Genomic DNA, 24,450 nt, shown 5'->3' on the forward strand with positions numbered 1-24,450 from the left:
CGTGGGCCACTGCGGCTGCGAGGAAGCCGGCCGAACAGGCCGCCGTCTGGGCGGCAGTGTGTGCGCAGCCGCGGGTGTTGTCGGGGTCTACCTGCCAAAGCGGAAACTCGCCTGGCACGCCTGGCCGAGCAGTGCGATGCCTTCTTCGATGGAGCGCAGTGGGATCGCGCCGTAGCCGATGCGGAAGTGGTTGCGGGGCGGGACCGGTTGTGTGAAGAAGATGTCGCCCCGTTCGATGAGCACACCGCGGGCTTCCGCCTCGCGCACGAGTACCCGGCAGTCGAGGTTCTCCGGGCCGGTCATCCACAAGCTGACGCCACCGGGCGGATAGGGTTCCTGCGGCCACGGGAGATATTTGTCGACGGCCGCACACAGACGCTCCCATTTGTGTTTCATCTGGGTGCGGTGATGGCGCAGCGCGCGGTGGTACTCCCCGCTGTCGATGAGCATGGCCAGGGCCCGTTGCTGGTGACCCGGGGGATGACGGAGCATGTACCGTCGGGCCTTCCGCAGTTCGCGCACCAGGTCCGCAGGTCCGACGAGGTAGCCCAGACGCAAACCGGGGGCCAGGAACTTCGAGAACGTACCGAGGTACACGGCGTCGCCGCTGGAATCGAGCGCCTTGAGCGCCGGGCTGGGGCTGCCGTGGTAGCGGAACTCGCTGTCGTAGTCGTCCTCCACGATCACGGTGCCGGACTCCGCGGCGAGCTGCAGCAGACGCTGACGACGGTCGATGCCGAGCGTCGCGTTGGTCGGATGGTGATGGCTCGGTGTCAGATACATCAGATCCGTGCCGCGCAGCGTCTCCGGCGGGCGCAGGCCGTGGTCGTCGACGTCGATGCCGTACACCTGGGCACCGGTGCGCAGGAAGATGTGTCGCGCATCGAGATAGCCGGGATTCTCGATGGCAACCCGATGTTCGGGTCCGAGCAGCACCCGGCCGACGAGATCCAGGCCCTGCTGGGAACCGACGGTCACCAGAACCTCGTCCGCGCTCGCCTCGATGCCGCGCGAGGGCAGCAGATGCTGGCGGATCATGTCGATCAGCATCGGGTCGTCCGCACCGACGCTGTCCTGGAGGCTCGCGTAGGCGTGGGGTTGATACAGCGCGTCGCGGAGACAGCGCACCCACGCGCGGGCGGGGAAGCTGCGGATGTCGATCTGCCCGGCCAGGAACGGGTACGGGTAGCTGTGCCAGTCGACGTTCTTCTCGATGTGCGGGACGTCGGCGTCGGGGTAGCGCCGGATGCGGGACGACCAGTCGATGCGCGGGATGGTCGCGCGGGCATCCGTTGCGAGCGTCTCGATCATGTCGGGATTCACGAACATGCCCGAGCGCTGGTGGCTTTGGACGAGACCCTCGGCGATCAGTTCCTGATACGCCAGGTTGATCGTGTTCCGGGAGATCGCGAGATCGACGGCGAGTTCACGCGAACTCGGAAGGCGGTGTCGTGGATCGAACAGCCCGTTGGCGATGCCGTGCTCGATCGCCCGTCGAACCTGGCGGTAGAGCGGTTCGGCGGAATTGCGGTCGACCTCGATCAGTGTTCTCGGCACGCATCGCCTCCTGTGGATCCAAGAGTGGCCAGAGGTAGGCCGACCCGGCACGCCGAGAAGTTCTCGAACGAGCACTTCTCAGTATGCCGGGCCGGCGGCGAAATCAAACCAGGTTGAGCGCGTCGTCGACGCTGACCGACTCGATCCCGAGTGCCTCACCGACGGCATCGTTCGTCAGGCGCCCGGCGACGGTGCTGACACCGGCGCGGAGCGCGGCATTCTCCCTGGCCGCGCGGGCGAGGCCCTTCTCGGCGATCTGCAGGGTGTACGGCAAGGTCACGTTGGTGAGTGCGTACGTCGACGTGTGGGGCACCGCTCCCGGCATGTTCGCCACGCAGTAGAACACCGAGTCGTGAACCTTGAACGTGGGCTCCGCGTGGGTGGTGGGACGCGAATCCTCGAAGCAACCGCCCTGGTCGATCGCGATGTCGACGAGGACGCTGCCCGGCTTCATCCGTGAGACCAGCGAGTTCGAGATGATCTTCGGTGCCTTGGCGCCCGGGACGAGCACGGCACCGATGACGAGGTCGGCCTGCATGACTTCCTGCTCGATCGAGTAGGAGTTCGCGGCGAGGGTGCGGATCCGGCCCTGGTACATCCGGTCGGCGGCGCGCAGCTTGTCGACGTTCTTGTCGAACAGGACGACGTCGGCCCAGGTGCCTGCGGCGACGGCGACGGCGTTCATGCCCGATACGCCTGCACCGATCACGACGACGCGAGCCGGGGACACACCGGACACGCCGCCGATCAGTACGCCGCGGCCACCCTCCGGTCGCATGAGCGCCTGCGCACCGACGAGCGGTGCGAGCCGGCCGGCGACCTCACTCATCGGGAACAGCAGGGGCAGCGAACCGTCGGGAAGCTGAACGGTCTCGTACGCAACGGAATTGGTGCCGGCGGCGAGCAGTGCCCGGGTGCACTCTTCACCCGCAGCCAGGTGCAGGTAGGTGAACAACGTGAGGTCCGAACGCATCCGGTGGTATTCCTCGGCGATGGGCTCCTTGACCTTGAGCAGCAGTTCCGCGCTCTGCCACACCGCGTCGGCGGAGTCGAGGATCTTCGCGCCGGCGGCACCGTAGGCGTCGTCACCGATCGACGAGCCTTCCCCCGCACCGCGTTCTACGAACACGTCGTGCCCGTGGGCGACCATTTCGTGGACACCGGCGGGAGTGGCCGCCACCCGGTACTCGTGGTTCTTGACTTCCTTGGGGATACCGATCCTCATCTGAGACCTCCGTTAGCTGGGGCTGTTCGCCGCTCCGACCACATGTCGTGGTGCCCGAGCGATACCGAAGTCTGGATCACTCTGGCATGGGACCAGAAGGACCAGTTGAGCGCCGTCTACGGGGACCAGACTGGACCCATCGAATACCGCTCTTCTGGCCCTGACCTGCGGTCTGCCCCGTCGGTATGGTGTGGATCACAGCCATTCGACAACGAAGGAGATGGTCGTGGACGTCACCGAATTGCGAGCACGGGCCCGCCGGCACCTCGGACCTCATTTCACCCGTAAGGACACCTGGGAAAGCGACTTCCCGGTGTTCGTTCGTGGCGAGGGAAGCTATCTGATCGACACCGAGGGGGACCGTTTCCTGGACGGTCTGGCAGGCCTGTTCTGCGTGAACATCGGTCACGGCCGCGACGACATCGCCAAGGCGGCGAGCGAGCAGATCGGGACGCTGGCGTACGCCTCCAACTGGGGCAGCGCCCACATCCCCGCGATCGAGGCGTCCGCGCTCATCGCCGACCTGGCGCCCGGTGATCTCGGGACGACCTTCTTCGTCAACTCGGGTTCGGAGGCCGTGGAGACGGCCGTCAAGTTCGCCCGGCAGTACCACCGCAGCCAGGGCAACCCGCAGCGCACCAAGATCATCAGCCGCGAGATGGCGTATCACGGAACCACTCTCGGCGCCCTCTCGGTGACACAGCTGCCCAAGATCAAAGACCCGTTCGGACCGCTGCTGCCCGGGGTCCGCTCCGTACCCAACACCCTCGGTTACCTCGGCGACTGCGGCCCGGCGAACGAGCTCGACTGCATCGCCGCGATCGAAGCCGTCATCGAGGAAGAGGGCGCCGAGACCATCGCCGCCGTGTTCGCCGAGCCGGTTCAGAACGGGCGCGGCGCCCTCGTCCCGCCGGACGGATACTGGGCCGCGCTGCGCGCGCTGTGCGACAAGCACGGGATCCTGCTGGTCTCCGACGAGGTGATCTGCTCGTTCGGCCGCCTCGGACACTGGTTCGGGCACGGGCTCACCGGTGTGGTTCCCGACATGATCACGTTCGCGAAGGGCTCCACGTCCGGATACGCGCCGCTCGGCGGCCTGATCGTGCGTGAGCAGCTGGTTCGCGAGCTCTACGACTCGCCCAAGGGCGGCGTGTTCACGCATGGCGCGACGTGGGGCGGACACCCGGTGTCGACTGCGGTGGCGGTCGCGAACATCACCGCGATGCGCGACGAGAACGTGCTGGGCAACGTCTCCGCGCGCGGCCCGAAGTTGCGGTCGGCACTCGACTCGCTGATGAGCTCGCACCGCTGCGTCAAGGACGTGCGCGGCACCGGCTTCTTCTACGCGATCGAATTGATGGCCGACAGCGACAGCGGCCGGGAGTTCACCGAGCAGGAGTCGCTGACGGTGTTGCGCAAGGTGCTGCCGGAGGCGTTCGCCCGCACCAAGGTGATCCTCCGCGGCGACGACCGCGGTGCCACGATGCTGATGATCTCGCCGCCACTCGTCGCCGACGACGAGGTGCTCTCGGAACTGCTCCACGGAATCGACAGCATGCTCACCGACATCGAAAAGGCAATCCAGCCGTAGGGAACGATACGTTCCCCGATTTCCAGCGGGTGGCGGTCGTCGAGATCGACGACCGCCACCCCTCTTCGTAGTGATGGGAGAGCGAGGCCATGGCCCCGGGCGTCACCGCTGTACCACCCACCGACGGTGTACGACTGAATGATTCGTCGCTGGTCGACCACTGGATCGCCACGTTGCGTGGGGCGAATCGCGTCGTCGGTCTCGCGGACGGAGAAGACGAACGCGCGATCCGTGCCGCCCACCATCTGCACCACAAATGTGTCGTTTCCCCGCGGCTGTTCGGGCGGCGGGAAGTCATCCGGCGAATCGCCGAGGCCGCGGATATCCCCCTGGCCGAGGAACTCGTCGTTGACCTCGCCGAGGCGGCTGCCGACCCCGCGATCCGCGACGCCGTCGAATCGGGATTCGCCAGATACCCCGACCGGATCGAGTCGGCGCTGTCCGACCCGGTGTGCCTCGCCGCGGCGGCGCTGCGCGCCGGAGTGGTCGACGCCTGCGTCGCGGGCGCGAGCAGGCCGACGTCCGACGTGCTGCGGGCCGGGCTGCGCATCGTCGGTCTCGCGCCGGGTTCGAGCATCCTGTCGAGCTCGTTTCTGATGTTGCTGTCGGACGGCAGGCAGTTGACGTTCTCCGACTGCGCCGTCGTACCCGACCCCACGGTCGAGGAACTGGTCGACATCGCGCTGGCTGCCAGCGCCACCCACTTCCAGCTCACCGAGCAGACTCCGATCGCGGCGATGCTGTCGTTCAGCACCCAGGGCAGCGCCAGCCACCCGCGAGTGGAGAAGGTCCGCGAGGCCGCGGACCTGGTGCGCGTCCGGGACCCGCAGTTGCACGTGGACGGTGACCTGCAATTCGATGCCGCGCTGGTCGCCGAGATCGGCGCGTCCAAGGCGCCCGGTTCGCGGGTCGCCGGCCGGGCCAATGTCCTAGTCTTCCCCAATCTCGATGCCGGCAACATCGGGTACAAGATTGCCCAGCGGCTCGGGGGTGCAATAGCCTTGGGTCCCATCCTGCAAGGCTTGGCCGCACCGTGGAACGACCTGTCCCGAGGATGCACCGGCAGCGACATCGAACTGATGGCTCTGGTGAGCGCAGTCCAATCCCTGGCCACCTGAACTTCACATCGGCACGGGAACGTGCCGCCGGATCGAGAAGGGAGTCGCGATGACGATGCTCCTCATCGGTGCCCTGTGCATCGGCATCGCGTCCGTCATCGGCGGCGCCACCGGGTTCGGGACGGCGCTGATCGCGACACCGGTGATGCTGATGGTCGGATTCGCCGTTCCCGAAGTGGTATTCGTCAATCTGGTGGCAGGACTGATCACGCGGATCGGCGCGGCATATCAGTTGCGGGAACACATCAGTTGGGGACGGGTGGCACTGCTCGGTGGCGGGAGCCTGCCCGGCGCCTGGCTGGGCGCGGTCACTCTCGGTCTGATGCCGGAGCAGTATCTGAAGCCGGCCGCGGGAGCCGTGGTGATGCTGTGCGGGCTCGCGATGGCACTGCCCACCCGCGCGGACGCCACGCGTGTGCCCTCCACGACCGCGCACGTTCTCACCGGATCGGTGGGTGGCTACCTCGGAACGACGACGTCGCTCAACGGACCGCCACCGGTCCTGTTGCTCATGCGAGCGCGGTTGCCACCGCTGGCTTTCATTGCCGATCTCGCAGGCTATTTCATCGTCGCGAACGTCATGGCTCTCGCTGTCCTGTGGTTCCACGACGAGATCACGGAGTCGATGTTCTGGCCGCGCCTCCCGGTGTTCGTCATCGCCGCGCTGATCGGCAACGTCACCGGACTGGCGATCGCCCGCCGACTTCCGCCGGGGGTGTTTCGTTCCGCGGTCATCGTGCTGGTGATCGCGGCCGGTGCGGCGACCTGCCTTCTCGGATGACGGCCGCTCAGGGCTCGGCACCGACCCGTCGGACCAGACGCACCAGTTCTCCCGCGGGACCGTCGAGCTGACGCGCGCCCCGCCACACGGCGCGCAGCACCCTGTCGAGCTCGAGGCCGTCGACGTCGATCACCTTCAGTTCTCCGGCGCCGACCTGCTCCGCCACCGCGAGGGTACTCATCACCGCGGGGCCGACTCCGGCCAGCACGCTGGTGCGAATTGCGGCGGCGCTGCCCAGCTCGAGAAGTGGTGCCGCCCGGTCGTATTCCTGTAATGCCACGTCGAGGGTGGTTCGCGTGCCGGACCCCGGCTCGCGAACCAAGAGCGGTGTCAGCGCCAACTCGGCGACGGTCAGCGCCTTCCGTCGCCGGGCCCACGGGTGGGTGGGATGAACGACGACGACCAACCGGTCACGCGCCACCGTGAGACTCTTCAACGGTCGCGGCACCGTCGGCGATTCGACGAACCCGACGTCGCAGATCCGGCTGTTGATCCGCTCGAACACCTGAGTTGAGTTGTGCACCTGCAGGTGAATTGTCACGTCGGAGTGCAAGCGGCGAAACTGCCCCAGCCATCCCGGCATCAGGTGTTCCGCGACCGTCATGCTCGCACCCACCGTCAACTCGGCGGCGCGTTCCGCGCGCAGTCCCTCGGCCACGTCGAGCAGCCGGCGCGTGTCGGAGAGCACCCGGCGCGCCCAGTGCGCGATCACGGTTCCCTGAGGTGTCAGTATCGAGCCCATCGGGCTGCGCTGCAGCAGCGTCATGCCGAACTGACGCTCGAGTTGCTTGATAGCGCGACTGGCATTCGGCTGCGCCATTCCGGCGAGTCTTGCGGCAGCACTGAGGCTTCCGTGGTCGTCGACGCCGACGAGCAACTCGAGAACGGGGAACTCGGGCCATCTGCGGGACATGCATCGAGTATATGACCCTGGCGCAAGACATATCACGCTGATATGCGTTCATGTCGAGATGACGGCTACCGGAGACGGCCGCGGTGACGGACCGTGGATCCATGAGTAGTCAACTGAGCGAGAAGTCCGAGGAACAGCGCGTCGAGAGCCCGGCAACGCTGCCGCGACTGCAGACCGCCACGGCCACTCTCCTGCCGGGTCTGGCGCTGTGCGCCGTCGCCACCGCCGTCGCCATGGGTGTCGGCCGGTTCCTTCCGACGGTGAGCCCGCTGCTCATCGCCATCGTGCTCGGCGCCGTGCTGTCGAACGTCGTGCACCTGCCCGAACGCCTGCGCCCCGGCCTGCAGTTCTCCGCCAAGAAGCTGCTGCGGGTGGGGATTGCCCTCCTCGGACTCCAATTGATGCTGAGCGACATCCTCGGACTGGGCTGGGGCGTCATCGTCGTGGTGGTGTCGATCGTCTGTCTGGGCATCGTGGGAACGATGTTCGCGGGCAAGCTGCTCGGCCTCAGCTGGACTCAGCGGCTGCTCATCGCCTGCGGATTCTCGATCTGCGGCGCGGCCGCGGTGGCGGCGGTGGACGGTGTCGTGGACGCCGACGAGGAAGAGGTGATCACCGCGGTCGCGCTCGTCGTCATCTTCGGCACGCTCATGATCCCCGCGATCCCACTGCTGTCGCGGGCGCTGGGACTCTCCGACACCGACGCCGGCCTGTGGGCGGGCGGATCCATCCACGAGGTCGCCCAGGTGGTCGCCGCGGGCGGCGCCATCGGTGGTGCCGCATTGGGCGTGGCCGCGGTGGTCAAACTCGCCCGCGTCCTCATGCTCGCCCCGGTCATGGCCGTCCTCAGCGTGCGCCAGCGCAGGCTCGCCGGCACCGACGCCGACGTGAAGCGGCCGCCGCTCGTCCCGCTCTTCGTCCTTGCCTTCCTCGCCTGCGTCGGCCTGCGGTCGTCCGGCCTGCTGCCCACGGGCCTGCTCGCCGAGGCCAAGATCGTGCAGACCGCCCTCCTCACTGCCGCGATGTTCGCCCTCGGCGCCGGCGTCCAGATCGCCACTATCAAGAAGGTCGGCGCACGACCCTTCGTGCTCGCAGGCATCTCCACCGTCTGGGTCGCGTCGATCGCCCTGGTCGGTGTCCTGCTCGCGGGGTGATACCGCTACCCACCCCCTTCGCCCCGTCGCCTCCCCCGCCGCGACGAACGGGACGCTCGTTGCGTCAGATCGAACGAGCGTCCCGTTCGTTCCGTCCCGTTCGTTCGGCGGGGGCCGCCGTCCGGGGGCCTGACAATCACAGTGCAGTTGCAGCGACCTGTTCCCGGCGCGTCAACACGAGCGGCGCGCCGTCGGTGATCGCGATGGTGTGTTCACTGTGCGAGGTGCGCGATCCATCCGCCGAGCGGATGGTCCACCCGTCGGGGTCGTAGACGATCTTGTCCGTGCCGGCGGCGAACCACGGTTCGAGGGCGAGGGTCAGCCCCGGGCGCAGTGTGAGGCCTCGGCCCGCACGTCCTGTGTTCGATACGTGCGGATCTTCGTGCATGGTCCGCCCGAGCCCGTGGCCACCGAACTCGGTGTTGACCGGGTACCCGTACTCGGCGGCGACCGCGCCGATCGCCGCAGACACATCGCCCAGCCGGTTGCCGGGTAACGCGGCGGCGATTCCGGCTGTCAGGGCCTTTTCGGTGGCTGCGATGAGGCGCGCGTCCTCGGGTCGTGGATTGCCGACGATGATGCTGCGGGCACAATCGGCGACCCACCCGTCGATGGACACTGCGATGTCCATGCTCAGCAGGTCCCCGTCCTGCAGCACGTAGTCGTGCGGAAGGCCGTGTAGTACCGCGTCGTTGACCGACAGGCAGATGACGTTGCGGAACGGTCCGCGCCCGAAGGACGGCGCATAGTCCCAGTAGCACGACGTGGCGCCGCGCTGGGCGATCAACTGGCGGGCTCGGTCTTCGAGCTCGAGCAGATTCACGCCCGGTTCGGCCCGGTGTTCGAGATCGTCGAGCAACTCGGCGATGAATGTGCCGGTGACGTCCATCGCGGCGACCTCGCGGGGTGTTTTCAGTTCCAGCACCAACTACTCCTCTTCGTACGCACAACTCCGGTATTAAAATACCACCCTAGACTGCGGGCTGGGATTTTCATACCGCTGCAGGGTTAGACTGCTCGCATGGTGCGTCTCCCCCTGACCCCGGAACAGCTGGCCGCAGGCAAGCGCCTCGGTCATCAGCTACGGCAGGCGCGGGGTGATCGCACCCTCGCCGAGGTCGCGCAGGAGGCCGGGATCTCTCCGGAGACTCTTCGGAAGATCGAGACCGGGCGGATGGCGACACCCGCCTTCACGACTGTCGCGGCCCTCGCCCGGGTGCTTCCCCTGTCGCTCGACGAGCTCGCCGACATCTGCCTTGCCCACACCGGCCTCCGGCAAACCGGGTAACAATTCTTCAGCTCGACCAGCGCTGCCCGCACACAGGATTCAGATCCGAGGCGGGTGGCATGCGCAGCCCTCGGGTGCTGTGGCCGGATGCAAGTGATAGAAGTTCTAGCCATGATCCTCCCGAAGGTCCGAGACCCTCGTTTCGTCACGATCCGCCGCGGTGGGACGCTCACCGACTCGGAGCATCAGCTTCTGGCCCTATGGGCGGCATCGTGCGCGGAGCACGTCCTCAACCTGTTCGAGTCGGCTCGGCCGGAGGACACACGACCGCGTGAGGCGATCGAGCATGCCCGCGCGTGGGTGCGTGGCGAGGTCAAGATGATGCAGGCCCGCGCGGCGGGCGGCCATGCGATGGGCGCGGCCAGGGACCTGCGCGGAGCGGGACGGCACGCTGCATACGCTGCCGGGCAGGCCGGAGCCGTCGCGCATGTCGCAGCGCACGAACTCGGTGCTGCCGCCTATGCGATCAAAGCCGCACGCGCTGCCGCGCCGGAGGGTGAGGGCGAGGCCGCCGGACGACGTGAGTGCCGGTGGCAGCGTGACCAGCTCCCTGAGGCGATTCGCGAGCTCGTACTCGACGACCAGCGGTTGCGGAACGACATCTGCTGGTCGGTGTTCGACTGCTGAGGGCGCGTCGCGGCGCCGGCACCGCCCGCAAGTCCGCATCGTCGAAGGTGCCATCCGCTGCCCACTCGCATCCTGAAAGTCGAAGCAGCCTTGCACATACAACCAATCGGTTGTATGTTCTGAGTGTGTCAGAAACAGATGAGGACCAGGCCGATGCCCTGTTCCACGCGCTGTCCGACCGGACGAGGCGCGACATCATGCGTCGCGTGCTGGCCGGCGAGCATTCCGTCTCGGCACTGGCAGCGAAGTACGACATGAGTTTCGCTGCGGTACAGAAGCACGTCGCCGTCCTCCAGAAGTCCGGCCTACTCGTCAAACGACGCAGCGGCCGTGAACAACTCGCCACGGGCGATGTGGAAGCAGTTCGCGCGGTGTCGTCCATGCTGGCCGCGCTGGAACAGGTCTGGCGTGGGCGTATCGCACGCATCGACGAACTGATCGCAACGCAACCCCAACGGAAGGAATGAACGATGCCTGTCACCCATGTCAGCCACGACATCGATGCATTGACCCTGACCATCACTGCCGAGTTCGCCGCCCCCCGAGCGCGGATCTGGCAGATCTATGCCGATCCTCGTCAGCTCGAAAAGATCTGGGGTCCACCGACGTACCCGGCGACAGTGGTCGACCATGAGTTCGCCCCCGGCGGGCGGGTCACCTACTACATGACCGGTCCCGAGGGCGACAAGCATGCGGGTTACTGGAACATCATCTCCGTCGACGAGCCGACCGGCTTCACCTTCACCGACGGATTCGCCGATGCGGATTTCACCCCGATCGAATCGATGCCAGTGTCCACCAACGAGTTCTCCTTCCAGGACAAGGGCGGCAGCACCATCGCCACCTACGTCAGCACCTACGCAACCGCCGAAGGCCTCCAGCAGGTGCTCGACATGGGCGTGGTGGAGGGCGCCTCGCAGGCGATCGGCCAGATTGACGACCTCATCAAGGCGTGAGCCTGTCGGTTCACCGCACAGGGCGATCTCGCCGCCTCGCCCTCCACGGGCGCTAGGCGGCGAGCAGGCACGAAGGTCGCGACACTTCTGTTGCGACCACGCGTCGTAGGCCTGCACAACGCTGTGGTCAATCCGGCGCCGATGAGTTTCGCGGTGGTGCACAGTCTGTACCTACACCGATCGACACCGCACTCGAGGAGAACGACATGACCGCGACCTACACCTTCGACGTCTTTTCCAGCCTCGACGGCTACGGCGCCGCCGGCGGCGACTGGACCGGCTACTGGGGCAAGCAAGGCCCCGAGTTGCTCGACCATCGTCTCGACCTGTACGGCGCGGAGCAGCGGATGGTCTTCGGAGCCAACACGTATCGGGTGTTCGCGCAGATGCTGGCCGCGAGCACCGAGGAGTCCGACGTGCGCGATCCCTGGGTCACTCGGATGAGGAGCCTGCCGGCAACGGTGGTGTCGACGACACTGGAAGGACCCCTCGACTGGCCGGACGCGACCGTCGTGAGCGGTGACGCCGTCGACGTCGTCGCCCGGCTCAAGGAGGAGTCCGAGGTGCCGTTGCGCTCGCACGGCAGCCTGTCGATGAATCGGGCGCTGATGGCCGCCGGCCTGGTGGATCGCGTGCAGGTGACGCTCTTCCCTGTCATCACCGCTCAGACCGGGCTGGACCCGATCTTCCGGGGTGGGGGCGACTTCGACCTGGAGCTGCTCGAGAACCGGACGCTCGACGGTCACATCCAAGAGCTCATCTACCGGCCCACCCTCCATTGACCTGCACTCACCTGCCCGCGGCAGGATAACCGCGCCACACCGTCATCCCCCGGTCCGCTCGGCTCGGGCGTCGCCGGGCGTGTTCACCTTCCGTCGTGGCGCGACGCTCATGCCTCGCGGCGAACGGGACGCTCGTTACGTCAGATCGAACGAGCGTCCCGTTCGGTCGGCCGGGTCGCAGGGTGCCCAGGCCAACTTTTGATCAAGGCTTTCATTATTTTGTGATCCGGGTTACTGTGGCCACCATCAATCAAACCTTTGATTAGTTAGGTGGATCGCATGAGCCCCACAAGCTTCGCTTCGTCGGCCGACCTCGGTGAGAAGGAGCAGACCCTCGAGGTCCTCGCCGACGGCGTGTACGCCCTCACCGCCGAGGGGGATCCCAACATCGGTGCCATCGAGGGTGAGGACTTCGTCGTCTGCTTCGAGGCGCTCGCCACCCCGGTGGCCGCCCAGGACTGGTTGCGCAAGCTGCGCGAGCACACCGACAAGCCGGTCCGGTACCTGGTGCTCTCGCACTACCACGCCGTCCGCGTGCTCGGCGCGTCCGCGTTCGACGCCGAGACCATCGTGTCGCACGAGACCACCCGCGCCCTCATCGAGGAGCGTGGAAAAGAAGACTGGGCAAGCGAATTCGGACGCATGCCGAGGCTGGCCAAGGCCGCCGACTCCGTGCCCGGACTGACGTGGCCCACCCTGACGTTCGCGGACAAACTCACCATCGACCTCGGCGGCGGACGCGGCGACCTCGTGCTCCAGCACTTCGGCCGCGGACACACCGAAGGCGACATCACCGCGTGGCTGCCGAAGCAGAAGATCCTCTTCGCCGGCGACCTCGTCGAGGCGCAGGCCGCGCTCTACACCGGCGACGCCTTCCACCGCGACTGGTCCACCGGCACCCTCGACCGGATCAAGGCGCTCGGCGCGGAGGTCCTGATCGGCGGACGCGGCGCCGTCTCCCACGGGCGGGAGGCCGTCGACGCCGCCATTGAGCAGACCCGCCACTTCATCGAGGTCATGCTGGCCGAGGTCGGGGCGGTGCAGCAGCGCGGCGGCACCCTGAAGGAAGCGTTCGAAGCCACCCACGCCGCACTGAACGAGCAGTACGGGCACTGGCCGATCTTCGAACACTGCCTCCCGTTCGACGTCTCCCGCGTGTGGGACGAGCTGTCGGGCATCGAACGGCCCGTCATCTGGACCGCCGAGCGTGACCGCGAGGTCTGGGACCAGTTGCAGGGCTGAAGTCCGTCACCGTTTCACCACTGACAAGGCGAGGATCATGGGAAGACGACACACCCGCGGCGGCACGGTCACCGTCGTGGGCAACGGCCCGGTGGGGCAGACGACGGCGTTGCTGCTGGCACGCTGGGGCATCCCGGTCACGTTGCTCGACGCACGGGCCGAACGCGACCCGATCGGATCGAAGGCCATCTGCCAGCAGCGGGACGTCCTCGAGGTGTGGGACGCGATCGGCGTCGGCAGGCAGCTGGCCGACGAGGGCGTGACGTGGGGGTGCGCCCGCACGTTCCACCGCGACCACGAACTGTTCGCGCAGACGTTCGTCGACCGCGGCATCTCGTCGTTCCCGCCGTTCGTCAACATCTCCCAGGCGCGGACCGAGGAACTGCTCGACGAGCGGATCGCGGCCACGTCGTCGATCGACGTCCGGTGGGGATACGAGGCCACGTCGGTGGATCAGGACGAGACCGGCGTGACCATCACCTGCCGCACCGGCTCCGGCGAGGAGACCGTCACCTCGGACTACGCGGTGGTGGCCGTGGGGTCGCGGGGCAGTGCGATCCGCCGGCAGCTGGGTGTCACGTTCGACGGTCGCTCGTTCGACGACAAGTTCCTGATCTGCGACATCGCCGCCGACATCCCGGGCTGGGCCGACGAACGCCGCTTCTACTTCGACCCCGAGTGGAACCCGGGCAGGCAGGTGCTCATCCACCCGTGCCCGGACTCGACGTTCCGCATCGACTGGCAGGTGCCCGGCGAGTACGACCTCGAGGCCGAGGAGAAGTCGGATGCACTGGACGTGCGGATCCGGAAGATCATCGGCGACACCGACTACCGGATCGTGTGGAAATCGGTGTACCGCTTCCACTCCCGGGTCGCGAATCGGATGCGCGTCGACCGGGTGCTGCTGGCCGGCGACGCCGCACATATCGTGTCGCCGTTCGGGGCACGCGGCCTGAATTCCGGTGTCGCCGACGCCGAGAACGCGGCGTGGAAGCTCGCATTCGTCCTACGCGGCTGGGCCGACGAGTCGCTGCTCGAGACGTACCACACCGAGCGGCACGCGGCGGCAGTCGAGAACATCGCGGTCACCACGGCGACAATGGATTTCCTCGTCCCGCAGTCCGAGGACCAGCACCGGCACCGGTGCGACGTGCTCACCGCGGCGGTCACCGATCCGCAGGCCCGGGCACAGGTCGACAGCGGTCGCCTCGCCGAGCCGTTCTGGTACGTCGAATCACCGTTGACCACAATCGATCCGGAACGGCCGTTCGCCGGGCGCCCCGAGCGTGGCTGCACCCCGGCCGCGGCGCCGGGAATCCTCGTGCCCGACACCCCGGTGACGCTGTGCGGTGGTGCCGGTACCCGGCTCCGCGACATCGCCCGGCACGGAATCCTGCTCCTCGTGGGTGACGGTGTGGACGTCGACGAGATCCGCAGCGCGGCCCTCGCAGCGGTGCACACACCGATCCGCCTCGTCCGGCTGTCGGAGATCGACAGCACCGGCGTCCTCACCGCGGCGGTGGACGCGAAGCCCGGCGAGGTGTGGGTCATCCGCCCCGACGCCTACATCGCGGCCGTCACCCACACGGTTGACGGGCTGGTGTCCGCGCTGCACCGGATCACAGGACCCGTCGTCTCCGCGATCACTTCCGCGCCAGCCGTTCCGGATCCAGATCGAGCCGCCGCAGCAGCTGCGCGTTGAGGGCGACGACGATGGTGGAAACGGACATCAGGATCGCCGCGACCGCGGGCGAGATCGCGACCCCGGCGAACGCGAGGACACCGGCGGCCAAGGGGACGGCAATGACGTTGTATCCGGTGGCCCATACCAGGTTCTGCCACATCTTGCGGTAGCTCGCCTGCGACAGGTCGATGATCGAGAGGACGGCACGGGGGTCGTCGGCGGCGAGGACGACACCGGCCGATTCGATGGCGACGTCGGTGCCGGCGCCGATCGCGACGCCGACGTCCGCGCGGGCGAGTGCGGGCGCGTCGTTGACGCCGTCGCCGACCATCGCCACCCGGTGACCGCGCGCCTGGAGTGCGGCCACCTCGGCGTCCTTGTTCTCCGGGAGCACGTCGGCGAACGCTTCGTCGATGCCGAGATCGGCGGCGACGGCGTCGGCCACCTGACGGGCGTCTCCGGTGATCATCGCGACCTTCACGCCCCGCTCGTGCAGGGCGTCGATCGCCTGCCGCGACTCCTCGCGGACGGCGTCCTCGAGCGCCACTGCGCCGAGCACCCGCCCGTCGCGGACCAGGTGGAGGACGGAGGCGCCGCGCTCGACCCACCGTTTCGTCTGCGCCGCAACGTCACCGGGAATCGTCACGTTCAGTTCGGCGAGCATCGCCGGGCCGCCGACGGCCACTTCCGTGCCGTCGACGTTCGCGCGTACCCCGCGTCCGGGCAGTGACCGGAAGTCGGACGCGGTGCGCCGCTCGTCCGCGGGCACGTTCGCGGCCGCCTCGGCGACGATGGCCCGCGCGACCGGGTGCTCGCTGTCGGCCTCCACGGCGGCGGCGAGCGCGAGCAGTTCGGTTTCGGTGACACCCGCGGTGGTGACCACCCCGGTGACGGCGTGCCTGCCCTGGGTCAGGGTGCCGGTCTTGTCGAACAGGACGACGTCGATGTTGCGCATGCGTTCGAGGGCCAGCCGGTCCTTCACCAGGACACCGGCCTTCGCAGCACGCTCGGTGGAAATGGCGATCACGAGGGGTATCGCCAGGCCGAGGGCGTGCGGGCAGGCGATCACCAGAACGGTGACGGTCCGCACCACAGCCTCGTCCACGTTGCCGAGCAGCGACCACACCACGAACGTGAGAAGCCCTGCGATCGAGGCGAAGTAGAACAGGAACGCCGCGGCGCGGTCGGCGAGGGCCTGGGCCCGGGACGAGGACGACTGCGCGTCGGCGACCAGTCGCTGGATGCCGGCGAGGGCGGTGTCCTCCCCCACGGCGCCTACCTGGATGCGCAGCGCGCTGTCGGTGGCGACGGTGCCGGCGACCACGGTGTCGCCGACCGACCGTGGGACGGGATTGGACTCGCCGGTGATCATCGATTCGTCGACCTCCGCACGGCCGTCGTCGACGGTGCCGTCGGCGGGGATGCGGCCTCCGGCCCGCACCAGCACCAGGTCGCCGGTGGCGAGTTCGGAGACGGGCACTTCGGTGACGCCGTCGTCGGTGACCCTGTCGGCGGTGTCGGGAAGCAGCGCGGCGAGCGCGTCGAGGGCACCGGACGCCGACCCCAGTGCCCGCATCTCCAACCAGTGTCCGAGCAGCATGATGACGATGAGAAGCGCCAGCTCCCACCAGAAGTCGAGGTTGAATCCGCCGATCTGCAGGGTCGTCACCCACGACGCGAGGAACGCAACCGTGATCGCCATGCCGATCAGCAGCATCATGCCGGGCCGCCGCGACTTCAGCTCACTCCACGCGCCGGTGAGGAACGGTGCGCCGCCGTAGAAGAAGATCGCGGTGCCGACCACCGGCGGAATCCACGACGCACCGGGGAAGTCGGGGACGGTGTAGCCGAGGAGGTCGGCGAACATGTGGCTGAACACCACCACCGGCACCGACAGCGCGAGGCTGATCCAGAATTTCTGCCGGAACACCTCACCGTGCGCCCCGTGACCGGCGTGCCGATCCGCGTGGTCACCGTGTGCGTCGTGCCCAGCGTGTCCGGTGTTCCGGACCTGTTCCACTTCCTGCTGCTGATGATCGTGAGACATGCCTGCTCCCTCGGAAGCTGCTCTCGTGGTCTGGTGTCAGGAACGCACCAGTCGTGCGATGGCGTCGGTGGCTTCCTTGATCTTCGCGTCGGCCTCGGTGCCGCCGGCGACGGCAGCGTCGACGACGCAGTGGCTGATGTGGTCTTCGAGCAGCCCCAGCGCCACGGCCTGCAGCGCCTTGGTCATCGCGGAGACCTGGGTGAGGATGTCGATGCAGTACTTCTCGTCCTCGACCATCCGCTGGAGGCCCCGCGCCTGGCCTTCGATGCGGCGCAGGCGCTTGAGGTAGTCGTCCTTGGCGCTGATGTATCCGTGGCCGGCCGCGTGGTCGTGCTCGGTGGTCGGTTGCTCGGTCATTGTGATTCCCCTCGGGTGGGAGTGGTCAGGGGCTGGAAGCGGCGCAGTCGCAGGCTGTTGCTCACGACGAACACCGATGAGAATGCCATGGCGGCACCGGCCAGCATGGGGTTGAGCAGGCCCGCCGCCGCCAGTGGCAACGCCGCGACGTTGTAGGCGAAGGCCCAGAACAGGTTGCCCTTGATCGTGCTCAACGTCTTGCGCGACAACCGGATTGCGTCGGCCGCGGCCCGGAGGTCGCCGCGTACCAGCGTGAGGTCGCTGGCCTCGATGGCCACGTCCGTGCCGGTTCCCATGGCGAGACCGAGGTCGGCCTGAGCGAGGGCGGCGGCGTCGTTGACCCCGTCGCCGACCATCGCGACCACCTTGCCCTCGGCCTGTAGACGCTTGATCACGTCGACCTTGTCCTGAGGCAGCACCTCGGCGACGACGTCGCCGATGCCGACCTGGGCGGCGATCGCCCGGGCCGCGGAATTGTTGTCGCCGGTGAGCATGATCGGGGTGAGGCCCAGGTCACGGAACTGCGACACTGCCTCGCGCGACGTCGGCTTCACGGTGTCGGCGACCACGAGCACGCCGCGCGCCTGGCCGTCCCAGCCGATACCGACGGCGGTCTTGCCCTCCGACTCCGCCGCGTCGACGGCGCGCTGGAGTTCCGTGGTGAGCTGCAGCGACCAGTCGCGGAGCAGTTTCGCGCGGCCGATTACCACCGCGTGTCCGTCGATCATGCCCTGGACGCCGAGTCCGGCGAGGTTGGTGAACTGTTCGACGTCGGGCAGCGTCGTCAACCGGTCCCGTGCCGCGCGGGTGATCGCCCGTGCGATGGGATGCTCGGACGCGTCCTCGAGGGCGCCGGCGAACCGCAGAACCTGCTCCGCGTCCTGGCCGTCCGCGGCGACCACGTCGTGCAGCGACATCGTGCCGGTGGTGACGGTGCCGGTCTTGTCGACGACCACGGTGTCGACCCGCCGCGTCGATTCCAGAACTTCGGGCCCCTTGATCAGGATGCCCAGCTGGGCCCCGCGTCCCGTGCCCACCATGAGGGCGGTCGGGGTGGCGAGTCCGAGCGCACACGGGCACGCGATGATCAGGACGGCGACCGCGGCGGTGAACGCGGCGGCGACCGAACCGCCGGTGCCGATCCAGAAACCGAGGGTCGCGACCGACAACGCGATCACGATCGGGACGAAGATGCCGGAGATCCGATCGGCCAGGCGTTGCACCTCGGCCTTGCCGGTCTGCGCGTCCTCGACCATCCACGCCATCTGCGCGAGCTGCGTGTCGGCTCCGATCCGGCTGGCGCGAACCACGATTCGGCCGCCGACGTTGACCGTCGCACCCGCCACCTCGGCGTCGGGTGACACCTCGACCGGCATGGATTCACCGGTCAGCATCGACGCGTCCACCGCCGACGAACCTTCGACGACGACGCCGTCGGTGGCGATCTTCTCGCCCGGACGGACCACGAACAGGTCGCCGACCTCGAGCTGGTCGATGCCGATCAGCTGTTCGGTGCCGTTATGCAGCACCGAAACCTCTTTGGCACCCAGTTCGAGCAGCGCCCGCAGTGCCGCTCCCGCCCGGCGTTTGGCGCGGGCCTCGAAGAAACGGCCGGCGAGGATGAACGTGGTGACGCCGGCGGCGGCCTCCAGATAGATGTTGCCGGTGCCGTCGACCCGCGCGATCGTGAGCTCGAACGGGTGCGTCATGCCCGGCATACCGGCGGTGCCCCAGAACAGGGCGTACAGCGACCAGCCGAACGCGGCCAGCGTGCCCATCGACACCAGGGTGTCCATGGTCGCGGTGCCGTGCCGCAGGTTCGTCCAGGCAGCCTTGTGGAACGGCCACGCACCCCAGACCACGACCGGGGCCGCGAGGGTGAGCGAGAGCCACTGCCAGTTCGTGAATTGCAGCGCCGGGACCATCGCCATCGCGATGACGGGAACCGTCAGCACCGCCGACACGAGCAGCCGCTGCCGCAGTTCCGCCGCCGGGTCCTCTTCCTCCGGGGCCGGGGGCTTCACCTCGGGCAGTCGCGCCGTGTACCCGGCCTGCTCGACCGTGGCGACGAGGTCTTCGGGCGAGACGTCGGCGGCGTCGTAATGGACGCGGGCCTTCTCCGTCGCATAGTTGACGGTCGCGGTGACGCCGTCCAGTTTGTTCAGCTTGCGTTCGATGCGGTTGGCGCACGACGCGCAGGTCATTCCGCCGATGGCCAGTTCGATCTGGGAATCGGGCGGTGCCGCGATGTCGGTCGAGCGGGTCATCACTTGTCCTCCGGTCCGGCGGTGGCCGTGAATTCCGCGGTGTGGACGGCGCCGGCGTGCTGGAAGTCCAGGAACAGCCGGTAGTCGCCCGCGCTGGGCGCGGTGACGGCGAAGTCGATCCCGGGTCCCGCCGCGGTGACGCCGTCGCCGGGATGCCCGTCCGGGTGCACGTGCAGGTATCCGAGGTCGGTGGTGCGCAGCGCCACCAGGTGTCCGTATGCACCGAGGTACGGCTGCAGATCGGTGACGGGCTGACCGTCGCGGCTCACCGAGAGGGTCACGTTCGACGTCTCTCCCGGTCGCAGCGCGCCGTCGAGCGTGACGGTGTACCCGTCCACGGTGGCGGTCGCTGCGGGAGCGGGCAGTTCCTGCGGGTCGTAGGTGCCCGCGACGCGCAGGTCCGTGCCCAGGGTGACGCCTTCGCCGTCCGCCGGGGTGAAGTCCGCGAACACGCGGTAGTCGCCGCCGCGGGCGAGGTCGAGGGGGACGCTCCACGTTCCGGTCGCGTCGAGCGTCGGGTGGACGTGCTGGAACCCGGCGAGGTCCCGGCGGACGACGATCAGGTGCAGCAGTTTCTCGTGCTCCACGGTGTAGTCCGTCACGGGTACCCCCGAGGGGTTCGTGATCCGGAACTGCACCGGGACCGCGGCACCGGCGGTGACCTGGTCGGATGCGAGTTCGAGGGTGTAGCCGTCGGCGGTGGGCGTCAGTCCGCCCGGGGTCGGGTCGGCGGCGGCGTCGTGGCCTCCCGCTCCGTGTCCGTCGTCCTCGGCCGTATGTGTGGCGGGCTCGGCGACGTCCGGGCCGGCAACCGACCCGAGAGCGAGCGCGGCGCCGAAGATCACGACGAGGCCGACGGTGAATCCGGCGAACTTGCCGGTTGCGTTCATGATGGGGCTCCTGTGGTGGAGTGGCCGGCTCGGCCGGCGTGTTCGAGTGCCCGGCTCAGCCGGCGACTGAATATCCGGCTTCTTCGACGGCGCCCGCGACGGCGCTCGGATCGAGGTCGGTGGTGCTGTCGATGACGACCTTGCCGGTGGCCAGATCGACGTTCACGGAGGTGACGCCGGGGAGTGCGCTGATCTCCTCGGTAACCGAGGACACGCAGTGGTTGCAGGTCATGCCGGTGACGGTGACGCTCGAGGTGCTCACGGGTCTGCCTCTCTTCGGGGTATCGATGCCGTGTCTGAGAGCTACCATACCCCCCTACCGTATTTGCGCAAGGGTGACGGCGGCCACCGAGTCCGTGTTCCTGTCCCACGCGGGCCCGGGAAGGTGATTGAGTGAGATACCGCATCTCACCCCACTGGGAAACGGGGCCCGGCAATGTCGATGGACAAGTTGCGCACCCAAATGCTGCGCCGCAAACCCCTCACCGAGGTCGAGGAGGACACTCCGCCCGACGAGCGTCTGACCAAATCGCTCGGCCTGTGGCAACTCACCGCGATCGGCGTCGGTGGCATCATCGGCGCAGGCGTCTTCTCACTCGCCGGCTCGGTCGCGCATTCCGTCGCCGGTCCGGCCGTGCTGATCTCCTTCCTGATCGCGGGTGTCGCCAGTGCCGCGGCCGCACTGTGTTACGCCGAGTTCGCCGGAATGATCCCCAAGGCCGGATCGGCCTACACCTACGGTTACGTGGCGCTCGGCGAGATCGTCGGCTGGTTCATCGGCTGGGACCTGCTGCTCGAATACATCGCGGTGGCGGCCGTAGTCGCCATCGGTGTGTCCGGGTACTTCCGCTTTCTCCTCGAACAGGTCGGCATAAGCCTGCCCGACTGGATGATGGGCGCGCTGGGCACCGGTGACGGGCACGTGTTCGACGTCTTCGCGGCCCTGTTCTGCCTCGGCACCGCCTGGGTGCTCTCGCGCGGAATCCGCAGTGTCGGTCGATTCGAGACGATCGCGGTGGCGATCAAGGTCGCATTGGTCGTCCTCATCATCGCGCTGGGCGTCTTCCACATCGACAGCGCCAACTACACCCCCTACTTCCCGTTCGGCACCGCCGCCGTCTTCACCGGCGCGGCCACAGTGTTCTTCGCGGTGTTCGGATACGACGCGATGAGCACCGCCGCCGAGGAATCGAAGGACGCCACCAAGCACCTGCCGAAGGCAATCCTGTATTCCCTCGGCATCGCGATGACGCTGTACGTCCTGGTCACCCTCGTGCTGACCGGAATGCAGAAGTACACCGAGATCAGCCCCGAGAGCGGCTTCTCCACCGCTTTCGAGTCGGTCGGCATGCCCGGGGTCGCGAACATCATCGCGGTCGGGGCCATCGTCGGCATCATCACCGTCGTGCTCACCTTCATGCTCGGTGTGACCCGCGTGTGGTACGCGATGAGCCGGGACGGCCTGCTCCCGGAATGGTTCGCGAAGACGCACCCGGTCCGCAAGGTGCCGACGCGGGTGACGTGGATCGTGGGGATCGGTTCGGCGCTGCTGGCCGGGTTCTTCCCGATCAACACCGTCGCGGAACTCACCAACATCGGAATCCTGTCGGCGTTCATCGTCGTCTGCGTCGCGGTCGCGGTGCTCCGGCGGACCCGCCCCGAGGTCCCCCGCACGTTCACGCTTCCGTTCATGCCGGTCATCCCGATCATCGGCGTCGTGTTCTCCGGCTGGCTCATCCTGTCGCTGCCGTGGGAGACCTGGCTGCGGTTCGGGATCTGGCTGATCCTCGGCCTGATCGTGTACTTCGTCTACTCGCGCAAGCACTCCAAGCTCGAAGTGGCAGAGCCGGTGCCGCGTGGCTGACGAAAACCGGAAACGGGTGGACGCGACCACCCTGACCGGTGTTCCCGCGACGATGATGTGGACCCTCCGTAACCGTGCCGTCGAGGCGTCGCGTCGCGACGGCACGCTGGTCGACCCGCTCGCCGTGACGCTCTACGAGACCCTCGACTATCCGTACGAGAACTTCGGGAAGCCGAGCCAATCCCACGCTCCGCGCGCTCGGGCCTTCGACGACGAGATATGGGCGTTCCTCGCCGATCACCCCGGCGGAACGGTCGTCGCTCTCGGTGAAGGATTGCAGACCAGCTACTGGCGGATCGGTGATCCCGACGTCCGGTGGGTGTCGATCGGGCCGTGTTCGTGTCGGCGGAGGGCTTGCTGATGTATCTGCCCGCCGACGAGTCGCTGTCCCTGATCAGCGACTGCGCCCGGCGTTTCCCCGGCGGCCGGATGATGTTCGACTCGGTACCGAAATGGTTGAGCCGCAAGACGCAGAAAGGAATGCGAATTCACGGCGACTACTCCGTCCCGCCGATGCCGTTCCACCTCTCCGCCGGCGATGCAGCGGACCTGCCCGGACAGGTGCCGGACCTTGCGTTCACCCGCGAGGTGACGCTGCCTCTCGGCCGGGGCCTGTGGGGGTCGACCCTGCTCCGCAAGGTGTCGGAACTGCGACCGCTGCGCAACTCGCGTCCGACGCTGACCCTCTGCGGATTCGCCGGCTGAACCCGTCCGACGAGCGATGTGGGCCGGCCCGCAGCAGAATGGTGCAATGGCGGACCGCGGATTCACCCCGACACAGCTCGCGGCACGTGCCGCGTACCTGCTTCGCGGCAACGACCTCGGCACGATGACGAGTGCCGCGCCGCGCCTGTACCCGCACATGTGGAGTTGGGACGCGGCGTTCGTCGCGGTCGGCCTGGCGCCCCTGAGCGTGGAGCGGGCCGTCGTCGAACTCGACACCCTGCTGTCGGCGCAGTGGAAGAACGGGATGATCCCGCACATCGTGTTCGCGAACGGCGTCGACGGATACTTTCCCGGCCCCGGGCGCTGGGAGTGCGGGACCCTCGCGGCGCACGCGCCGAGCGGCACGCAGACGTCGGGGATCACCCAGCCGCCCGTGCACGCCATCGCGGTGCAGCGCATCCTCGACCACTCGCGCAGGCACGGTCGCAGCACCCGCGCCGTCGCCGAGGAGTTCCTCGACCGGCGCTGGCCCGACCTCGTGCGCTGGCACCGCTGGCTGGCCAACGCCCGCGACCTCGACGGCAACGGCCGGATCGCGCTGTACCACGGCTGGGAGTCCGGCATGGACAACTCGCCGCGCTGGGACCACTCGTACGCCAACGTCGTGGCCGGGGTGATGCCCACATATCTGCGCGAGGATCTGTCCCACGTCGCCGACACCGGACAGCGGCCGTCCAACGGCGAATACGACCGCTACCTGTGGCTGCTCGAGGAGATGAAGACCGTCCGCTACGACGACGCGGAGCTGGCGACCGCCATGAGCTTCGCGGTGGAGGACGTGTTCGTCAGCGCCGTGTTCTCGATGGCGTGCGAGGTGCTCGCGACCATCGGCGAGGAACATTCGATGCCGAACTCCGACGTCCGGGAACTGCACGGGTGGGCGGCCCGGTTCCGGCAGGGTGTCCTCACGACCACCGACCAACGGTCCGGGGCGGCGCGCGATTTCGATCTGCGCAGCGGCCGGTGGATTTCCACCGAAACCCTCGCGATGTTCTCTCCCCTGCTGTGCGGCGGCCTGAGCCGTGACGCCGAACGCGCCCTGCTCCGCACGTTCGAGGGACCGAAATTCTGCGGCCACCCCGACCTCCGGTACGCCGTGCCGCCGTCGACGTCACCGGTGTCGGGCGACTTCCGGCCGCGCGAGTACTGGCGCGGTCCGGTGTGGCCGGTGATGACGTGGCTGTTCTCCTGGGCGTTCGCCCGGCGCGGGTGGGCCGAGCGCGCCCACCTGCTGCGGTCCGAGGGACTGCGGCAGGCGAGCGACGGCAGCTTCGCCGAATACTACGAACCATTCACCGGTCAGCCCCTCGGCAGCATGCAGCAGTCGTGGACGGCCGCCGCGGTGCTGGACTGGTTGGGCTAGCGCCCCCGTGAGTACTTA

The 24,450-nt window shown here is 67.9% G+C and carries 22 protein-coding genes and 1 pseudogene; 14 read left to right on the forward strand and 9 right to left on the reverse strand.

Annotated features, from left to right (window positions below; genetic code table 11):
* Positions 1-87: 87 nt before the first annotated feature.
* Both pdxR and ald read right to left on the reverse strand, forming a co-directional pair.
* Positions 88-1,557 carry a MocR-like pyridoxine biosynthesis transcription factor PdxR gene (pdxR, locus tag GO592_RS31705; RefSeq protein ID WP_007301199.1) on the reverse strand — a complete coding sequence of 490 codons (1,470 nt, stop codon included), beginning with the start codon at positions 1,555-1,557 and terminating at the stop codon, positions 88-90.
* 103 nt (positions 1,558-1,660) lie between these two features.
* The gene (gene ald / locus GO592_RS31710; RefSeq protein WP_005254319.1) at positions 1,661-2,782 is read right to left on the reverse strand and encodes an alanine dehydrogenase; all 1,122 of its coding nucleotides are present in this window, start codon (positions 2,780-2,782) and stop codon (positions 1,661-1,663) included.
* A 220-nt stretch (positions 2,783-3,002) separates the two neighbouring features.
* On the opposite strand from ald, the gene GO592_RS31715 reads away from it, so the two are divergent.
* The 3 genes from GO592_RS31715 to GO592_RS31725 all read left to right on the forward strand — a co-directional run bounded on the left by GO592_RS31715 (position 3,003) and on the right by GO592_RS31725 (position 6,272).
* The gene (locus GO592_RS31715) at positions 3,003-4,373 is read left to right on the forward strand and encodes an aspartate aminotransferase family protein (RefSeq protein ID WP_005254320.1); all 1,371 of its coding nucleotides are present in this window, start codon (positions 3,003-3,005) and stop codon (positions 4,371-4,373) included.
* Positions 4,374-4,462: 89 nt separating this feature from the next.
* Entirely contained in the window at positions 4,463-5,491 is a 1,029-nt protein-coding gene (locus GO592_RS31720; protein WP_007301200.1) for a phosphotransacetylase, read from the forward strand.
* 49 nt (positions 5,492-5,540) lie between these two features.
* Positions 5,541-6,272 carry a sulfite exporter TauE/SafE family protein gene (locus GO592_RS31725; protein ID WP_005254322.1) on the forward strand — a complete coding sequence of 244 codons (732 nt, stop codon included), beginning with the start codon at positions 5,541-5,543 and terminating at the stop codon, positions 6,270-6,272.
* Positions 6,273-6,279: 7 nt separating this feature from the next.
* On the opposite strand, the gene GO592_RS31730 is transcribed toward GO592_RS31725, so the two are convergent.
* Positions 6,280-7,185, reverse strand: a complete 906-nt coding sequence (locus GO592_RS31730) for a LysR family transcriptional regulator (protein WP_007301201.1) — start codon at positions 7,183-7,185, stop codon at positions 6,280-6,282.
* Positions 7,186-7,286: 101 nt separating this feature from the next.
* On the opposite strand from GO592_RS31730, the gene GO592_RS31735 reads away from it, so the two are divergent.
* Positions 7,287-8,339: a YeiH family protein gene (locus GO592_RS31735; protein ID WP_005561845.1), complete on the forward strand. Its 1,053-nt coding sequence runs from the start codon at positions 7,287-7,289 to the stop codon at positions 8,337-8,339.
* 136 nt (positions 8,340-8,475) lie between these two features.
* Here the strand turns inward: GO592_RS31735 and map are convergent, their stop codons facing one another.
* On the reverse strand, positions 8,476-9,264 hold the full coding sequence (gene map / locus GO592_RS31740) for a type I methionyl aminopeptidase (RefSeq protein ID WP_007301202.1): 789 nt from the start codon (positions 9,262-9,264) through the stop codon (positions 8,476-8,478).
* Positions 9,265-9,360: 96 nt separating this feature from the next.
* Here map and GO592_RS31745 point away from each other — a divergent pair, with 96 nt between their 5' ends.
* The 7 genes from GO592_RS31745 (at position 9,361) to GO592_RS31775 (ending at position 14,936) form a co-directional block, all read left to right on the forward strand.
* Positions 9,361-9,627 (forward strand): helix-turn-helix domain-containing protein, encoded by a 267-nt coding sequence (locus GO592_RS31745; protein ID WP_005254325.1) that lies wholly within the window; start codon positions 9,361-9,363, stop codon positions 9,625-9,627.
* Positions 9,628-9,738: 111 nt separating this feature from the next.
* Positions 9,739-10,254 carry a putative immunity protein gene (locus tag GO592_RS31750; RefSeq protein WP_007301203.1) on the forward strand — a complete coding sequence of 172 codons (516 nt, stop codon included), beginning with the start codon at positions 9,739-9,741 and terminating at the stop codon, positions 10,252-10,254.
* A 125-nt stretch (positions 10,255-10,379) separates the two neighbouring features.
* Entirely contained in the window at positions 10,380-10,721 is a 342-nt protein-coding gene (locus GO592_RS31755) for an ArsR/SmtB family transcription factor (RefSeq protein WP_007301204.1), read from the forward strand.
* Between the two features lie 3 nt (positions 10,722-10,724).
* Positions 10,725-11,210 (forward strand): SRPBCC family protein, encoded by a 486-nt coding sequence (locus GO592_RS31760; protein WP_172652131.1) that lies wholly within the window; start codon positions 10,725-10,727, stop codon positions 11,208-11,210.
* A 206-nt stretch (positions 11,211-11,416) separates the two neighbouring features.
* Positions 11,417-11,992, forward strand: coding sequence for a dihydrofolate reductase family protein (locus tag GO592_RS31765; protein WP_007301205.1), 576 nt, complete (start codon positions 11,417-11,419; stop codon positions 11,990-11,992).
* A 279-nt stretch (positions 11,993-12,271) separates the two neighbouring features.
* Positions 12,272-13,234 carry an MBL fold metallo-hydrolase gene (locus GO592_RS31770; protein WP_005249229.1) on the forward strand — a complete coding sequence of 321 codons (963 nt, stop codon included), beginning with the start codon at positions 12,272-12,274 and terminating at the stop codon, positions 13,232-13,234.
* A 37-nt stretch (positions 13,235-13,271) separates the two neighbouring features.
* Positions 13,272-14,936: an FAD-dependent monooxygenase gene (locus GO592_RS31775; protein ID WP_007301206.1), complete on the forward strand. Its 1,665-nt coding sequence runs from the start codon at positions 13,272-13,274 to the stop codon at positions 14,934-14,936.
* Here GO592_RS31775 and GO592_RS31780 read toward each other — a convergent pair.
* Genes GO592_RS31780 through GO592_RS31800 form a run of 5 tightly spaced genes read right to left on the reverse strand, consistent with a single transcriptional unit; the run spans position 14,878 to position 20,741 of the window.
* Entirely contained in the window at positions 14,878-16,965 is a 2,088-nt protein-coding gene (locus GO592_RS31780; protein WP_007301207.1) for a heavy metal translocating P-type ATPase, read from the reverse strand. The two genes, GO592_RS31775 and GO592_RS31780, sit on opposite strands and share 59 nt — an antisense overlap.
* A 36-nt stretch (positions 16,966-17,001) precedes the next feature.
* Positions 17,002-17,322, reverse strand: coding sequence for a metal-sensitive transcriptional regulator (locus GO592_RS31785; RefSeq protein ID WP_007301208.1), 321 nt, complete (start codon positions 17,320-17,322; stop codon positions 17,002-17,004).
* Positions 17,319-19,589 carry a heavy metal translocating P-type ATPase gene (locus tag GO592_RS31790; protein WP_007301209.1) on the reverse strand — a complete coding sequence of 757 codons (2,271 nt, stop codon included), beginning with the start codon at positions 19,587-19,589 and terminating at the stop codon, positions 17,319-17,321. Before GO592_RS31790 ends, GO592_RS31785 begins: the two co-directional genes overlap by 4 nt.
* Positions 19,589-20,479 carry a hypothetical protein gene (locus GO592_RS31795; protein ID WP_007301210.1) on the reverse strand — a complete coding sequence of 297 codons (891 nt, stop codon included), beginning with the start codon at positions 20,477-20,479 and terminating at the stop codon, positions 19,589-19,591. The genes GO592_RS31790 and GO592_RS31795 overlap by 1 nt, the downstream gene beginning before the upstream one ends.
* Before the next feature lie 55 nt (positions 20,480-20,534).
* A complete protein-coding gene (locus GO592_RS31800) occupies positions 20,535-20,741 on the reverse strand; it encodes a heavy-metal-associated domain-containing protein (protein WP_005575029.1) in 207 nt (68 codons plus the stop codon).
* Between the two features lie 174 nt (positions 20,742-20,915).
* Here GO592_RS31800 and GO592_RS31805 point away from each other — a divergent pair, with 174 nt between their 5' ends.
* From GO592_RS31805 to ggh, 3 genes and pseudogenes are all read left to right on the forward strand, one after another.
* A complete protein-coding gene (locus tag GO592_RS31805; protein ID WP_007301211.1) occupies positions 20,916-22,343 on the forward strand; it encodes an amino acid permease in 1,428 nt (475 codons plus the stop codon).
* Positions 22,336-23,048: pseudogene (locus GO592_RS46660) on the forward strand (class I SAM-dependent methyltransferase). The gene GO592_RS31805 and the pseudogene GO592_RS46660 overlap by 8 nt, the downstream one beginning before the upstream one ends.
* Positions 23,049-23,094: 46 nt before the next feature.
* Positions 23,095-24,432, forward strand: coding sequence for a glucosylglycerate hydrolase (ggh, locus tag GO592_RS31815; RefSeq protein WP_005249245.1), 1,338 nt, complete (start codon positions 23,095-23,097; stop codon positions 24,430-24,432).
* The last annotated feature ends 18 nt before the right edge of the window (positions 24,433-24,450 follow it).

Source organism: Rhodococcus sp. 21391 (assembly GCF_016772255.1).
In the GTDB taxonomy this organism is placed as follows: domain Bacteria; phylum Actinomycetota; class Actinomycetes; order Mycobacteriales; family Mycobacteriaceae; genus Rhodococcus_F; species Rhodococcus_F opacus.